Raw genomic sequence first — 14,586 nt, 5'->3', positions numbered from 1 at the left:
GATCCGCGTTGACAAACAAACACATCCGGGGATAAAAATGCAGAAACAGATGCCCGTTTGCGTCTGACGGACCAACTGATCCGGACAGATCCGCCGCGATCGCGCCCGAGCATGTCCGTTCTGCCCCGACCGCCCCGACCCGGTCCGACCCGAGACGACGAGGTCCGATGTACGCACCAGAGCGCCACCAGCGCATCGTCGAGCGTGCCCGCGCGCAGGGCCGCGTCGACGTCAAGGACCTCGCCGAGCTCCTCGAGGTGACCCCGGAGACCATCCGTCGCGACCTGACGAGCCTCGAACGCCGCGGTCTCGTCCGACGGGCGCACGGTGGCGCGATCCCCGTTGAGCGCATCACGCTGCACCCCGGCGTCGGCGACCGCGGTGGCATCAACCAGGCGGAGAAGATGGTGATCGCCGAGGCCGCGCTGGCCGAGCTGCCGGAGAACGGCTCGGTCATGATCGACGCGGGGACCTCGACGATCTGCCTGGCCGAGATGCTCCCCACCGACCGCGGCCTGACCGTCGTGACCCACTCACTGCCCGTGGCCATGGCCGTCGCCAACCGTGCCGGCATCGACCTGCACCTGCTCGGTGGCAACATCCGGAGCGACTCGCTCGCCGGGGTCGGTACGTGGACGCACCAGCTCATCGGCATGGTCAGTGTCGACGTCGCCTTCCTCAGCATCAACGGCATCACACCGGAGCGCGGCCTGACGACGCACAACATGGCCGAGGCCGCCGTGAAGAGCGCGATGATCAAGTCCGCGCGCCGGAGCATCCTGCTCGCCGACCACACGAAGTTCGGTCGCGAGGAGTTCGGACGCGTCGCGCCGCTCGCCGCGATCGACACGATCATCACCGACCCCGGCGTCAACGCCGACCTCGTGCGCGAGGTCGAGGCCGCCGGCACCGAGGTCCTCTGGCCCGGTCGCGACTGACCGCCGCCGTCCCCGGAACCGCCCACCACGCGCTCGCTAGCATGAGCGCACCACCCGTCGACAGGAGTCCATCGATGTCCGAAGCCACCCGCACCGTCACCGTCGCCAGCGCGTCCGGTCTGCACGCCCGCCCCGCGTCCCTCTTCGTCCAGACCGTCACGGCGTCCGGCCACCAGGTGACGATCGCCAAGGGTGACAAGTCCGGCAACGCGGGCAGCATCCTCGCGCTCCTCGGGCTCGGCATCGAGAACGGCGACGAGGTCACGCTGACGGTGAGCGGCGACGACGCCGAGACGACCGCCGACAGCCTGGTCGAGTTCCTGCAGACGGACCACGACGCGGCCTGAGCGCACCGGTCGCGTCGCGCGACCCGCTGACGGACGGGCGCGGCCCGCTCAGCGGTGACGCGCCAGCATCACGCGGGCCGCGCCGACCGAGCCTGCGAGGGAGGGGTGCCAGCTGGCACCGTGCCTCCCGTCCGTCGTAGCGGGCGGCCACGGCCGTCGTGGAGCAGAAGACGTCGGGCCGCCGGCCCGCACCCGACAGTTGCTGCTCCACCGACCTCGGAACAGCACGGCACTGCCGCGTCGGACCCGTCGGCGAGCGTCGGTAGGGTGGTCGGCATGACACGCCTGCGCCTCGCATCCGTCAACGTGAACGGCGTCCGCGCCGCGTTCCGGAAGGGCATGGGCGACTGGCTCGACACCCGCGACGTCGACGTGCTGGCCCTGCAGGAGGTGCGTGCCTCGACCGACGACCTGGCCGGGCTGCTCGGCGACGAGTGGGACATCGTGCACGACCCCGCGACGGCGAAGGGCCGCGCGGGGGTCGCGATCGCCTCGCGGCACCGCGCGCACATCCACCGCGTCGAGCTCGGGCCGTCCGACTTCGACTCGGCCGGCCGCTGGATCGAAGCCGACTACGAGCTCGACGGCACCACCGTCACGGTCGTGTCCTGCTACGTCCACTCGGGCGAGGTCGACACCCCAAAGCAGGACGAGAAGTGGAAGTTCCTCGACGCGATGACCGAGCGGCTGCCCGCCCTCCGCGCGCACAACCCGCTCGCGGTCGTCGTCGGCGACCTGAACGTCGGGCACGACCAGCGCGACATCAAGAACTGGAAGGGCAACGTCAAGCGCGCGGGCTTCCTGCCGCGCGAGCGTGCCTACTTCTCGCGGTTCTTCGGTGCCGACGGCGAGCAGGTCGAGGGCGCGGACGGGTCGACCGGACCGGGCCTCGGCTGGGTCGACGTCGGGCGTGACCAGGCCGGTGACGTCGACGGCCCCTACACGTGGTGGTCGTGGCGCGGACAGGCCTTCGACAACGACACCGGCTGGCGCATCGACTACCAGGTCGCCACGCCGGAGCTCGCGGCCAAGGTCACGGAGTACACGGTCGACCGCGCCGCGGCCTACGACCAGCGATGGTCTGACCACGCCCCCGTGGTCGTCGACTACGAGCTCTGACCAGCCCTCCACCACACCGCACCGCACCGCACCGCACGACCAGGACACCACCATGACCAAGACGCGCATCTTCTCCGGCATCCAGCCCTCGGCCGGGTCCCTCCACCTCGGCAACTACGTCGGGGCGCTCATGCAGTGGCGCGACCTGCAGGACGACCACGACGCCATCTACTGCGTCGTCGACATGCACGCGATCACCTCGCCGCAGGACCCGTCCGAGCTCCGTGCGAGCACCCGGGCGACCGCCGCGCAGTACATCGCCTCCGGCATCGACCCGACCAAGTCGACGCTCTTCGTGCAGTCCCACGTCCCCGCGCACGCCGAGCTCGCCTGGGTGCTCAACACGCTGACCGGCTTCGGCGAGGCGAGCCGGATGACCCAGTTCAAGGACAAGTCGGCACGCCAGGGCGCCGAGGCGGCGTCGGTCGGGCTCTTCACGTACCCGATCCTCATGGCCGCGGACATCCTGCTCTACGACACCGCCGTCGTGCCGGTCGGTGACGACCAGCGGCAGCACGTCGAGCTGACGCGCGACCTGGCCACCCGGTTCAACTCGCGGTTCGGCGACACCTTCGTCGTGCCGAAGGCGCAGATCGGCACCGAGACCGCACGCATCTACGACCTGCAGGACCCGACGAGCAAGATGAGCAAGTCCGCGGCGTCCGACAACGGCCTCATCCGCCTGCTCGACGACCCGAAGCGCACCGCGAAGAAGATCCGCTCGGCCGTCACCGACACCGAGCGCGAGATCCGGGCGGACCGCCAGGCGAAGCCCGGTGTGACGAACCTGCTCGCGATCCTGTCGGCGTTCACGCGGACCCCGGTCGCGTCGCTCGAGGAGCAGTTCGTCGGGAAGGGCTACGGCGACCTCAAGGGCGCCGTGGCCGGCGCCGTCGTGGCCGAGCTCGAGCCGGTGCGCGCCCGGACGCTCGAGCTGCTCGACGACCCAGCCGAGCTCGACCGGCTGCTCGCCGTCGGGGCCGAGCGTGCCGAGTCGATCGCGCAGGCGACCCTCGCCCGCGTGTACGACCGGATCGGTTTCGTGCCCCGCGCCCGCGGCTGACCGTGCTCCCCGTCACGCTGTCGTCGGACCGGGTGCGGCTCGAGGTGCCCACCCGGTCCGACACGGCGGCCATCACCGAAGGGTGCCAGGACCCCGACGTCGTCCGGTGGACCACGGTCCCGACGCCGTACACGGAGCGCAACGCGCAGACCTTCGTCGACGCGCTGGTCGGACCGGGCTGGGCGTCGGACCGCGAGTACACGTGGGGCATCCGACGGACCGGCTCGAACTGGCTCGTCGGCGTCGTCTCCTTCCGCACCGAGCACCGCGACCTCGGCTTCTGGCTCGCGCCGTCCGCACGCGGCGAGGGCCTCGTGCACGACGCCGTCGAGCTCGTCGTCCGGTGGGCCTTCTCCCAGGGCGCCCCGGACGTGTCCTGGGAGTGCTACGAGGGCAACGTCGGCTCCGCCGCGGTGGCGCGAGCGGCGGGGTTCTCGTTCACCGGCACCGGCACCGCCCGCATCCCCGCGCGCGACGGCGGGCCGACGTCCGCCTGGACCGGGCGCCGCCGCGCCGACGGCGCCCCGGCGTCCGACCTGGACTGGCCGGCCGCGTCGTTCGCTGAGGGGGGACAGCACGGTGACGTGTCACCGACGCGCCGTCGGTAGTGTCGGAGCGTGACCAACAAGCCCGTCCCAGCAGCCCGCCCGGCAGAGGTCCGGGCGATGCGTCGTGCGCTCGAGCTCGCCGCGCTCGGACCTGCCGTCGGCGACCACGCCCGAGTCGGCGCCGTCGTCCTCTCCCCCACCGGTGCGGTCCTCGCCGAGGGTTGGCACAAGGGCGCCGGGACCCCGCACGCCGAGGTCGACGCGATGGCGAAGGTCCCCGCCGAGCAGCTCCGCGGCGCCACGGCGGTCGTGACCCTCGAGCCCTGCAACCACGTCGGCCGCACGGGCCCCTGCGCGGTCGCACTCGTCGAGGCCGGCGTGGGACGGGTCGTCTACGCCGTCGACGACCCCGGCGAGCACGCGCACGGCGGGGCCGACCGGCTCCGGGCGGCTGGTGTCGACGTCGTGTCCGGGGTGCTCGCCGACGAGGCCGAGGCGTTCCTCGAACGATGGCTGCTGTCCGTCCGGGCCGGGCGGCCCTGGGTGACCGTGAAGTGGGCGTCGAGCCTCGACGGTCGCGCGGCCGCCGCGGACGGCACGAGCAGGTGGATCACCGGTGCCGCTGCCCGTCAGCACGTGCACGAGCAGCGGGCCGCGCACGACGCGATCCTGGTCGGCACCGGCACCGTCCTCGCCGACGACCCGAGTCTGACCGCGCGCGGTGACGCCGGCGAGCTGCTCGCCGACCAGCCGCTCCCCGTCGTCGTCGGCGACCGCCCCGTCCCCGACGCCGCCGCCGTCCGACGGCACCCGCGCGGGGTCCTCACGCTGCCCGGGCACGACCTCGCCGCGTCCCTGCGCACCCTCCGCGACCACGGCGTGCACTCCGTGTTCGTCGAGGGCGGCCCGACCGTCGCCTCCGCGCTCATCGCAGCCGGCCTGGTCGACGAGGTGCTGGTGTACCTCGCCCCCGTGCTGCTCGGCGGCCCCCGCGTCGCCATCGGGGACGTCGGCGTGGGAAGCATCGGCGAACGCCACCAGTTGGACGTAACATCGACCACCAGCCTGGGACCCGACCTCCTGGTCCGTGCCCGACCCCACCGCGCCCGGACCGGCACCGCCCGTCCCACCGACGGGGCGACGCCCACCGCTGCAGCAGCAGGAGCCGACCAGGCGCAGAACGACCGGAGCACCCCATGACCGACGCACTCACCTCCCCCACCCCGGGCAGCCCGGTCCAGTTCGAGGTCGCGACGAACGTCCCGACCACCCACGGCACCTTCGAGATGCGCGCCTACCGCGACCTCGTCACGAGCGCCGAGCACGTCGCGATCATCGCCGCGCTGCCCGACGGATCCATGCCGGGCGACGATGCCCTCGTGCGGGTGCACTCGGAGTGCCTGACCGGCGAGGCCTTCGGGTCGCTGAAGTGCGAGTGCGGGCCGCAGCTCGATGCGGCGCTCGACACCATCGCGGCCGAGGGCGGGGTCGTCGTGTACCTGCGCGGGCAGGAGGGTCGGGGCATCGGCCTCATCAACAAGCTCAAGGCGTACCGCCTGCAGGAGGACGGGCTCGACACGCTGGACGCGAACCTCGCGCTCGGGCTGCCGGCCGACTCCCGCGAGTACGGCGGCGCCGCGGGCATCCTGTCGGACCTCGGCATCTCCCGGGTGCGGCTGCTGTCGAACAACCCCGAGAAGCGCCGCCAGCTCGAGGACCACGGCATCGCGGTGTCGGCGCTCGTGCCGCTCGTCGTGGGCGTCTCGGCGCAGAACGCCGGCTACCTCGACACCAAGCGCGACCGCATGGGACATCAGCTGCCGGCGCACCTCGAGGCGGGCGCGGCCAGCTGACGGACCGTCCGCCGCACGCGGGCGGTGCCACGTGCCTCCCGGCTGATTTCCAGCTGAGCGACGGGTGTCGTAAGCTGTGGGTCCCGTCACGAGCGGTCCACCACCCACCGAACGCACCCGGTCCGAGCACGCGCCACCCCGCGCGACCGACCGGTGTCCGCAGCTTCGGCACACTGCCGCGCTCGATGAGAGCGCTCCCTCCGGAGTCCCCCGTACATGACCGCCGCACCGGCACCAGCCGCCACGAAGCCCACCGGCAACCCGCGCTCCCGCGTGATCGTCGCCAGCCTCGTCGGTACCTCCATCGAGTTCTACGACTTCTACGTCTACGCGACCGCCGCCGTCCTCGTCTTCCCCACCCTGTTCTTCCCCAACGAGGACCCGACGGCCTCGCAGCTGTCGTCGTTCGTCACCTTCGCGCTCGCGTTCTTCGCCCGGCCGGTGGGCTCGATCGTCTTCGGCCACTTCGGTGACCGCGTCGGCCGCAAGGCCACCCTCGTCGCATCGCTGCTGGTGATGGGCACGGCGACGTTCCTCATCGGCTGCCTGCCGACGTTCGACGCGATCGGCATCTGGGCGCCCGTGCTCCTCGCCGTGATGCGCTTCGCCCAGGGCGTCGGGCTCGGCGGCGAGTGGTCCGGCGCCGCCCTGCTGGCGACCGAGAACGCTCCGAAGGGCAAGCGCGGCGTGTTCGGCTCGATGCCGCAGCTGGGCGCCCCGATCGGCTTCCTGCTCGCCAACGGCCTGTTCATCGCGATCAACGCGGCCATGCCCGCCGGCGCGGACGGCACCCCGAACGCCGACTTCCAGGCGTGGGGATGGCGCATCCCGTTCCTGCTCTCCGCGGTGCTCGTGCTCGTCGGGCTCTACGTGCGCTTCAAGCTCGTCGAGTCGACGGTGTTCCGCGGCGTGCAGGAGTCCGGTTCGGTCGCCAAGGTGCCGCTCGGCCGGGTGTTCCGCACCTCGTGGAAGGCGCTCATCGTCGGCACCTTCGGCATGGTCGCGACCTACGTGCTCTTCTACTTCATGACGACCTTCACGCTGTCCTACGGCACCACCGGGGCCGAGGCCGGTCCGCTCGTGCCGAAGGTCGGGCTCGGCTACAGCCGGGGCGAGTTCCTCACGCTGCTCATGATCGGCGTCGTGTTCTTCGGCATCTTCACGCCGATCGCCGGCTGGCTCGCGGACAAGTACGGCCGCCGTCGCACGCTCATCCCGACCACGATCGGCATCGCCCTGTTCGGCCTGACGTTCCAGTTCTGGTTCGCCGCGTCCACCGGTCCGATCACGGTCGTCACGTTCCTCATCGTCGGCCTGTCGCTGATGGGCCTGACCTTCGGGCCGATGGGCGCGCTCCTGCCCGAGCTGTTCCCGACCAACGTCCGGTACACGGGTTCCGCGATCGCGTACAACGTCGCGTCGATCCTCGGAGCGTCGCTCGCGCCGACGATCGCGCTGGCGCTGTGGCAGCCGGACGGCACGATCTTCCTGGTCGGCCTGTACCTGACGATCGCCGCGGTCGTGACGTTCGTCGCGCTGCTGTTCGTGCGCGAGACGAAGAGCGCCGGCCTCGACGAGGCCGACGCCGCCGGATCGCCCGACGCCGCGCCGGCCGACGTGCGCGCCTGACGCCGCGCCACGGACGCGACCGCCGACGGACGGGAGGCACCGCACCAGCAGGTGCAGCGCCTCCCGTCCGTCCGTCGTCCACGCACCGCGCGGCCGGGTGACGGTGGGAGACTGGACGGTGGCCGCCGCGACCTCACGCACGGGCGGCAGGAACCAGGAACGATGAGCCTCCCCTTCGCACGCCCCAAGAAGACCGACGGCCCCCGCGCGAGCTTCGGTCGGTTGCTGACCTACCTGTTCGAGAACAAGCCGGCGATGGCCGTGATCATCGTCCTGAGCGTGCTCGGCGCCGGCGCCTCGCTCGCCCAGCCGTTGCTCGTCAACCAGGTCGTCACCGCCGTGCAGCACGGCGAGACGCTCTCGATCCTGGTCTGGGCGCTCGTCGTCCTCGTCATCGTGTCGGGGCTCCTCAACGGCATCCAGCACTTCCTGCTCCAGCGCGCCGGTGAGGGGGTCGTCCTCTCCACCCGCCGGAAGCTGATCGCCCGGATCCTCAACCTGCCGATCTCCGAGTTCGACACGCGCCGCACCGGTGACCTGGTCTCCCGCGTCGGCAGCGACACGACGCTGCTGCGTGCCGTGCTCACGCAGGGGCTCATCGAGTCGATCGGCGGAGCGCTCACGTTCGTCGGGGCGATCATCGCGATGGCGGTCATCGACCCGCTGCTCCTCGGCATCACGGTCGTCATCGTGCTCGTCGCGATCGTCGTCGTCGGCGGCCTCAGCCGGCGCATCCGCGTCGCGTCGAAGCGCGCGCAGGAGAAGGTCGGCGACCTGACCGCCGCGGTCGAGCGGGGCATCGGCGCGGTCCGCACCATCCGCGCAGCCGGCGCGACCGGCCGCGAGGTCGCCGAGGTCGACGCGCACGCCACCGAGGCCTACCGCCGCGGGCTCGACATCGCCAAGATGTCCGCGTTCGTCGTACCGGTCGCGAGCATCGTCATGCAGGTCGCCTTCATCGCCGTGCTCGGCGTCGGCGGGGCGCAGGTCGCCGCGGGCCAGATCACCATCGCGACGCTCATCACGTTCATCCTGCTGCTCTTCATGATGGTCATGCCGCTCGGGCAGGCACTCGGCGCCGCCGTCGCCGTCGCGCAGGCGCTCGGGGCCCTCGGCCGCATCGAGGAGATCCTGCACCTGCCGACCGAGGACCAGGACGACGACGCCGTCCGGGTCGCCGCCGCGACCGAGACCGACGACGCCATCGCCTTCGAGCACGTCACGTTCCGCTACGCGCGGGCTGCCGACGCCTCGGGGGCCGACGGCGCCGCGGGTGCTGCGGACGGTCCCGACCGGTCTGGAGGCACGGCTGCCGTCGACGGGGGCGCCCCGGCGGACGACGTGGTGCTGGACGACGTCTCGTTCCGGGTGCCGCGCGGCGCCCGGGTCGCGCTCGTCGGCCCCTCGGGGGCCGGCAAGTCGACGACGCTCGCTCTGATCGAGCGGTTCTACGACCCGACCTCCGGCGTGATCCGGCTCGGCGGCGTCGACGTCCGCGGGCTCGACCGTGCCGAGCTCCGCGCGCAGATCGGGTACGTCGAGCAGGACGCCCCCGTGCTCGCCGGTACGATCCGGGCGAACCTGCTGCTCGGCTCCCCCGACGCCTCCGAGGACGACTGTGTCCGGGTGCTCGAGGCGGTCAACCTCGGCGACGTCCTGCACCGCGACCCGCGCGGTCTCGACGCACAGGTCGGCGAGGACGGCGTGATGCTCTCCGGCGGTGAGCGGCAGCGGCTCGCGATCGCCCGGGCGCTGCTCGCCGCTCCCCCGATCCTGCTGCTCGACGAGTCGACGTCGTCACTCGACGGGGTGAACGAGCAGAAGATGCGTCTGGCGATCGACGCCGTCGCGTCAGACCGGACCCTGCTCGTCATCGCGCACCGGCTGTCCACCGTCGTGGACTCCGACGTGATCGTCGTGCTCGAGCACGGCCGGGTCATCGGGACGGGCACGCACTCCGAGCTCGTCCAGTCCACCCCGCTGTACCGGGACCTGGCGAAGCACCAGCTCCTGGTCTGACCGCGACAGGTCGGGCCGGCCCGTTCCGCGAAACGCAACGTGGGCGGATCCTCGCAGCGACATAGCGCTGCGAGGATCCGCCCACGTTGCGTCTTGCGGGGGTCAGGCGGTGAAGGGGTCCGGCGTCAGCACGTACACCGACTCCAGGTACTCCTCGAGGCCCTCGTGGGAGCCCTCGCGCCCGAGCCCGGAGGCCTTCACGCCGCCGAACGGGAACGCGGCGTTCGACACGACCCCCGTGTTGAGGCCGAGCATGCCCGTCTCCAGGCGCTCCGCGAGGCGCTGGCCGCGACGGAGGTCCGTCGTGAAGGCGTAGGCGACGAGCCCGTACTCGGTGTCGTTGGCGAGCCGGATGCCATCGTCCTCGGTGGCGAACCGGGTGATCGACACCACGGGCCCGAAGATCTCCGTCGTCAGGATGTCCGACCCGGGCTGCACCTCGTCGAGCACCGTCGGCGCGTAGTACGTGCCCGGACGGTCGACGCGCTCCCCGCCGGTGACCAGGCGGGCGCCCCGCTCGACGGCGTCGTCGACGAGCCCGGCGGCCTTGTCCACGGCGCGGTCGTCGATGAGCGGACCGAGCGTCGTGCCCTCCTCGGTGCCGCGTCCCACCCGGAGTTCCTCGACCTTCGCGCTGAGGGCCGCCGTGAACGCGTCCGCGATCCCCTCCTGCACGAAGAAACGGTTCGCCGCCGTGCATGCCTCGCCGACGTTCCGGAACTTCGCCTGCATGGCCGCGGCGACCGCCTCGTCCAGGTCGGCGTCGTCGAACACGAGCAGCGGGGCGTTCCCGCCGAGCTCCATGCTCGTCCTGAGGACGTTGTCCGCCGCCTGCTTGAGGAGCGCCGAGCCGACGGGCGTCGACCCGGTGAAGGTGAGCTTGCGCAGGCGTCGGTCGGCGATGATCGGCTCCGAGAGCGCCTTGGCGTCGGACGAGGGCACGACGTTGAGCACGCCGTCGGGCAGTCCGGCGCGGCGGAACAGGTCGACGAGGAAGAGCGTCGTCAGCGGGGTGAGGTCCGCCGGCTTGAGCACCACGGTGCACCCGGCGGCGAGTGCGGGTCCGATCTTGCGGGTGGCCATCGCGAGCGGGAAGTTCCACGGTGTGATCGCGTACACCGGCCCGACGGGGCGGCGCAGGACGATGCCGCGCCCGGTGCCCTCGGGGTTCGTGCGGTAGTCGCCGGAGATGCGCACTGCCTCCTCGGAGAACCACCGGAGGAACTCGCCGCCGTAGGCGACCTCGCCCCGGGACTCGGCGAGCGGTTTGCCCATCTCGAGCGTCATCAGTGCCGCGAGATCGTCCTCGTGCTCGTGCACCAGGTCGAACGCCCGGCGGAGGACGTCCGACCGCTCCCGCGGCGCGGTGGCAGCCCAGCCCTCCTGGGCGGCCACCGCGGCGTCGAGCGCGGCGATGCCGTCCTCGGGGGTGGCGTCGGCGACCTCGGCGAGGACCTCGCCCGTGCTCGGGTCGCGCACCGGGAAGGTCGCGCCGCCGCTCGCCGCCCGCCACGCCCCGCCGACGAAGAGCCCGGTGGGGACGTCGGCGACGGAGACGTGCTCGTCGGCGACCCTGGTCGTGGTGCCGCTGGTGGTGGTCTCGGTCGTGGTCACAGTACTGCTCCTCCGGGGTTCGCGAGCCCCTCGTCCATGTCGCTGCGGTCGACGTGTCCGCCGACCGCGCTGATCTCGTCCAGGGCACGGGCGCTGCGGTCCGGGTCGACGCCGGCAACGAGGTCCTCGTACACGGCGACGTCGTACCCGGCGGCACGGGCGTCGAGCGCCGAGGCCCGGACGCAGTGGTCCGTGGCGATGCCGACGACGTCGACCGTCACCACCCGGCGGTCCGCCAGCAGGTCCGGCAGCGTCGTGCCGTCGTCGGTGCTCGCCTGGAACGCCGAGTAGTCGGGTCGGCCACGCCCCTTGAACACGTGCACGTCCACGACGCTCGTGTCGAGGTCCGGGTGGTAGTCCGCGCCCGGTGTCCCGGCCACGCAGTGCACGGGCCACGTGTCGACGTAGTCGGGTCCCTCGGGACCGGCGAAGTGCCCGCCGTTGTCGTCGTCGCCGTGGTGCCAGTCCCGCGAGGCGACGATGAGGTCGTACTCGTCGGCGTGCCGTCCGAGGAAGGCGCTGATGCGCTTCGCGACGGCAGCGCCCCCGGTCACCCCGAGCGCACCGCCCTCGGTGAAGTCGTTCTGGACGTCGACGATGAGCAGTGCCCTGGCCATGCATCCATCCTGCACCCTCACCCTCCGGACGACGTTCGGGTCAGGACCGGGTGGGGCTCAGGACCGGGTGGTGATCAGGACGAGGTGAGGTCCCCACCGCACGAGTACGTGGCCGCGGTCACCGCGTCGAGCGCGGGCAGCGCCGCCGCTCGCGAGGACCCGATCGCGTAGAAGGCGAAGGTCAGGCGCGTGCCGTCCGCGGCGTCGATCCAGCCACCCAGGGTGTTGGCGCTGTCGATCCACCCGGTCTTCGCGTGCACCCTGCCCCGCGCGACCGCGTTCGCCCCGGTGAACCGGCTCGCCAGGGTGCCGGAGACCCCGGCGACCGGCAGCGACTCGGACAGCACGCCGAGTCCCTCCTCGCCAGCGGCGACCCGCACCATGAGGTGGGCGACGAACGACGGCGACACGGCGTTCGCGGCGCTCTCCCCCGAGCCGTCCTTGATCGCGATGCCGGCCGGGTCGACCCCGTACCCGGCGAGCGCGTCCTGGTAGACGCCGGTGAGCGACGCGGCGGAACCACCCGCGCCGGACTCCTTCGAGGAGACGCGGGCGAGCATCTCGGCCAGCGTGTTGTCGGAGTTCGGGATCATCTGCCCGATGAGCGTCGAGACGGGCTGCGAGGACACCGACGCGATCGTGTCGGTGCTCGTCGTCGCACGCTGCACGACCTGTGCGTCCGCGGCACCGGCCACCCCGGCGTCCGCCAGGGCGGTCCGGAACGCCGCGCCGGCACGACCGACCGGGTCGGTGGAACGGGGTGAGGTCGCCGCCGACGGGTTCGCGCGGTCGCCGTCGACCATCAGCGCCGTGACCCGCGGCTGGTAGCCGATCGTGCGCTCGTTCTCGGGCCACGTCGGGTCCCACGCGTCGGCGTCGTCCCAGTAGCTGTCGTCGGCGACGATCGTGGTGACGGGGGCGTCCCCCAGCTGCGCCTTCACCTGCTGCGCGAGCTGCGCCAGGGTCGGCGCGCCCGGGTAGACCGTGCCGCCGCCGGCCGACAGCGTGGCGTCGCCGTGCCCGACGAGCGCGATCGTGCCGTCCGCTTCCCTCGTCACCGTCGTCGGGATCCGGTGGTCGCCACCGAGGACGGCGAGCGCGGTGGCGCTCGTGAGCGTCTTCATCACGCTGCCGGTCTGCGCCGCCTCGTCCCCGTCCTTCGAGAACAGGGTCTCGCCGGTCTCGGCGTCCATCACGAACCCCTCGAAGGAGCCGAGCCCGGCGGCGGAGGCGGCGTCGTCGATCGTGCAGGTGCAGAGTGCCTTCGGCCCCGTGGTCTCGTCCGGGACCGCGCGCGCGTCGGCCGTCGGTGCCGCGCTCGGCGTCCGGGTCGCACGGGGCGTGCTCGCGGGTGTGCGCGGGGCGGCACTGGTCGACGGGGCCGCGACCGGACGAGACGGCATCGTCGCTGCCGCGACGGCGACGGCGCCACCCGATCCGAGCACGAGCACACCCGCGAGGCCGCCGGCGATCCACGGGACCGGACGTCGGGCCGCGGACCGACGGGCGGCAGCGACCGCACCGCGGAGGCGCGCGGGAACGGACTTCGACGTGGGCTGCTGGTCGGACATCGCGACGATCCTACGTGGCTGCGGGAGGAGCCTCCAGACCGGAACCGCGCCCGGCGGGACCGGTCAGTCCACCGGGTCGTCGACGGTGTCCTGGTCGGCCGTGTAGCGGACGCCCACCTGACGGCGGGCCTCGTCCATCACCGCCATCACGGCGATCGTCTCCTCCGGGTCCATCGCGCCGCCCTCGTGCGTGCCGGACGCGATCAGCGTCTCGAAGGCGCGGACCTCGTGCGCGTAGCCGGTGCGTTCCTCACGCGCGTCGAACTCCTCGACCACGACGCCGTCCCGGTCTCGCAGTCGCCACGTGGTCGGTGTGTACCAGGTCGCGTCGAGGTCGATGCGACCGTCCTCGCCGATGATCGACGCGGTGTTCGGGCTCCGGAGGTCGAGCCCGAAGTGCACCATCGACTGCGCGCCGCCCTCGTGCGTGAGCACGATCCCCATCTGCGTGTCGACGCCCTGCTCGCTCAGCGTGCCGGCCGCCGCCACCGCGGTCGGCACCCCGAGGACGTCGACGGCGAACGAGATCGGGTACACACCGAGGTCGAGGATCGCGCCACCGCCCAGCGCCGGGTCGTTGAGGCGGTGGTGCGGGTCCGTCGGCAGGGCCTGGTGGTGCGTCGCCTCGACGACGCGCGGACGACCGATGCGCCCCTCGGCGACGAGCTCGCGGATCATCGTCATCTGCGGCAGGAAGCGCGTCCACATCGCCTCCATCACGGCCACGTCGGCACGGCGCGCGGCGTCCACCACCCGCCGCGCCTCGGCCGCGGTGATCGTGAAGGCCTTCTCGACGAGCACGTGCTTGCCCGCGGCGATCGCGAGCAGGGCGTCCTCGGCGTGGCGGGAGTGCGGCGTCGCGACGTACACCGCGTCGACGCCGTCGTCGGCGACCAGGTCCTCGTAGGAGGCATGTGCCCGGGCGATGCCGTGCTCAGCGGCGAACGCCTCGGCCCCCTCCAGGGTGCGGCTCCCCACCGCGGCGAACTCGATCCCCGCGGCGGTGCAGTCCGCCACGAACGAGTGGGCGATGCCGCCCGTGCCGATGACTCCCCAGCGAACCGTCATGGCTCCTGTCTACCAGGCGGCCCCGCTGCCGCCCGGGTGGGTGCTCGGACCACCACACCGGGTCGCCGCGCTCGCGACGGCGATGCGCACCGGACCGCCTGCTGTGCACCGCTCGCTCCGGACGTACTGCTGGCGGCACCTGCACCACGAAGAAGCCCCGTTCGCTCCGGTCCGGAGACCGTTGCGAACGGGGCTTTCTT

General features: G+C 72.4%; 12 protein-coding genes and 1 pseudogene. 9 read left to right on the top strand and 4 right to left on the bottom strand.

From position 1 onward, the window contains the following. The first annotated feature begins 167 nt into the window (after positions 1 to 167). The 9 genes and pseudogenes from DEJ23_RS03960 to DEJ23_RS03920 all read left to right on the top strand — a co-directional run bounded on the left by DEJ23_RS03960 (position 168) and on the right by DEJ23_RS03920 (position 9,516). Positions 168 to 938, top strand: coding sequence for a DeoR/GlpR family DNA-binding transcription regulator (locus tag DEJ23_RS03960; RefSeq protein ID WP_111238943.1), 771 nt, complete (start codon positions 168 to 170; stop codon positions 936 to 938). A gap of 74 nt (positions 939 to 1,012) precedes the next feature. Next, positions 1,013 to 1,285, top strand: a complete 273-nt coding sequence (locus DEJ23_RS03955; protein ID WP_111238942.1) for an HPr family phosphocarrier protein — start codon at positions 1,013 to 1,015, stop codon at positions 1,283 to 1,285. 276 nt (positions 1,286 to 1,561) lie between these two features. Continuing rightward, entirely contained in the window at positions 1,562 to 2,404 is an 843-nt protein-coding gene (locus DEJ23_RS03950) for an exodeoxyribonuclease III (protein WP_111239049.1), read from the top strand. Between the two features lie 52 nt (positions 2,405 to 2,456). Continuing rightward, positions 2,457 to 3,467 (top strand): tryptophan--tRNA ligase, encoded by a 1,011-nt coding sequence (trpS, locus tag DEJ23_RS03945; RefSeq protein WP_111238941.1) that lies wholly within the window; start codon positions 2,457 to 2,459, stop codon positions 3,465 to 3,467. A 2-nt stretch (positions 3,468 to 3,469) separates the two neighbouring features. After that, positions 3,470 to 4,075 carry a GNAT family N-acetyltransferase gene (locus DEJ23_RS03940; RefSeq protein WP_181429099.1) on the top strand — a complete coding sequence of 202 codons (606 nt, stop codon included), beginning with the start codon at positions 3,470 to 3,472 and terminating at the stop codon, positions 4,073 to 4,075. A 57-nt stretch (positions 4,076 to 4,132) separates the two neighbouring features. Beyond that, positions 4,133 to 5,215 (top strand): bifunctional diaminohydroxyphosphoribosylaminopyrimidine deaminase/5-amino-6-(5-phosphoribosylamino)uracil reductase RibD, encoded by a 1,083-nt coding sequence (gene ribD, locus DEJ23_RS03935; protein WP_111238939.1) that lies wholly within the window; start codon positions 4,133 to 4,135, stop codon positions 5,213 to 5,215. A 29-nt stretch (positions 5,216 to 5,244) separates the two neighbouring features. Beyond that, positions 5,245 to 5,868: pseudogene (gene ribA, locus DEJ23_RS03930) on the top strand (GTP cyclohydrolase II); the annotation flags it as partial. Positions 5,869 to 6,084: 216 nt separating this feature from the next. Next, the gene (locus DEJ23_RS03925; RefSeq protein ID WP_111238937.1) at positions 6,085 to 7,497 is read left to right on the top strand and encodes an MFS transporter; all 1,413 of its coding nucleotides are present in this window, start codon (positions 6,085 to 6,087) and stop codon (positions 7,495 to 7,497) included. Positions 7,498 to 7,659: 162 nt separating this feature from the next. Further along, entirely contained in the window at positions 7,660 to 9,516 is a 1,857-nt protein-coding gene (locus DEJ23_RS03920; protein ID WP_111238936.1) for an ABC transporter ATP-binding protein, read from the top strand. Between the two features lie 102 nt (positions 9,517 to 9,618). On the opposite strand, the gene DEJ23_RS03915 is transcribed toward DEJ23_RS03920, so the two are convergent. The 4 genes from DEJ23_RS03915 to DEJ23_RS03900 form a co-directional block, all read right to left on the bottom strand. Further along, on the bottom strand, positions 9,619 to 11,130 hold the full coding sequence (locus DEJ23_RS03915) for an NAD-dependent succinate-semialdehyde dehydrogenase (protein WP_111238935.1): 1,512 nt from the start codon (positions 11,128 to 11,130) through the stop codon (positions 9,619 to 9,621). Then, the gene (locus DEJ23_RS03910; protein WP_111238934.1) at positions 11,127 to 11,747 is read right to left on the bottom strand and encodes an isochorismatase family protein; all 621 of its coding nucleotides are present in this window, start codon (positions 11,745 to 11,747) and stop codon (positions 11,127 to 11,129) included. The genes DEJ23_RS03915 and DEJ23_RS03910 overlap by 4 nt, the downstream gene beginning before the upstream one ends. A 74-nt stretch (positions 11,748 to 11,821) precedes the next feature. Further along, complete coding sequence (gene dacB, locus DEJ23_RS03905) at positions 11,822 to 13,318, bottom strand: D-alanyl-D-alanine carboxypeptidase/D-alanyl-D-alanine-endopeptidase (protein WP_111238933.1); 1,497 nt, start codon at positions 13,316 to 13,318, stop codon at positions 11,822 to 11,824. A 63-nt stretch (positions 13,319 to 13,381) separates the two neighbouring features. Then, positions 13,382 to 14,386, bottom strand: a complete 1,005-nt coding sequence (locus DEJ23_RS03900; RefSeq protein WP_111238932.1) for a Gfo/Idh/MocA family protein — start codon at positions 14,384 to 14,386, stop codon at positions 13,382 to 13,384. Positions 14,387 to 14,586 lie beyond the last annotated feature (200 nt).

It is taken from the genome of Curtobacterium sp. MCSS17_008 (genome assembly GCF_003234185.1).
Lineage (GTDB): Bacteria > Actinomycetota > Actinomycetes > Actinomycetales > Microbacteriaceae > Curtobacterium.
Note: the sequence above shows the minus strand (reverse complement) of the source record. Positions and strands in the feature narration are given on the sequence as shown.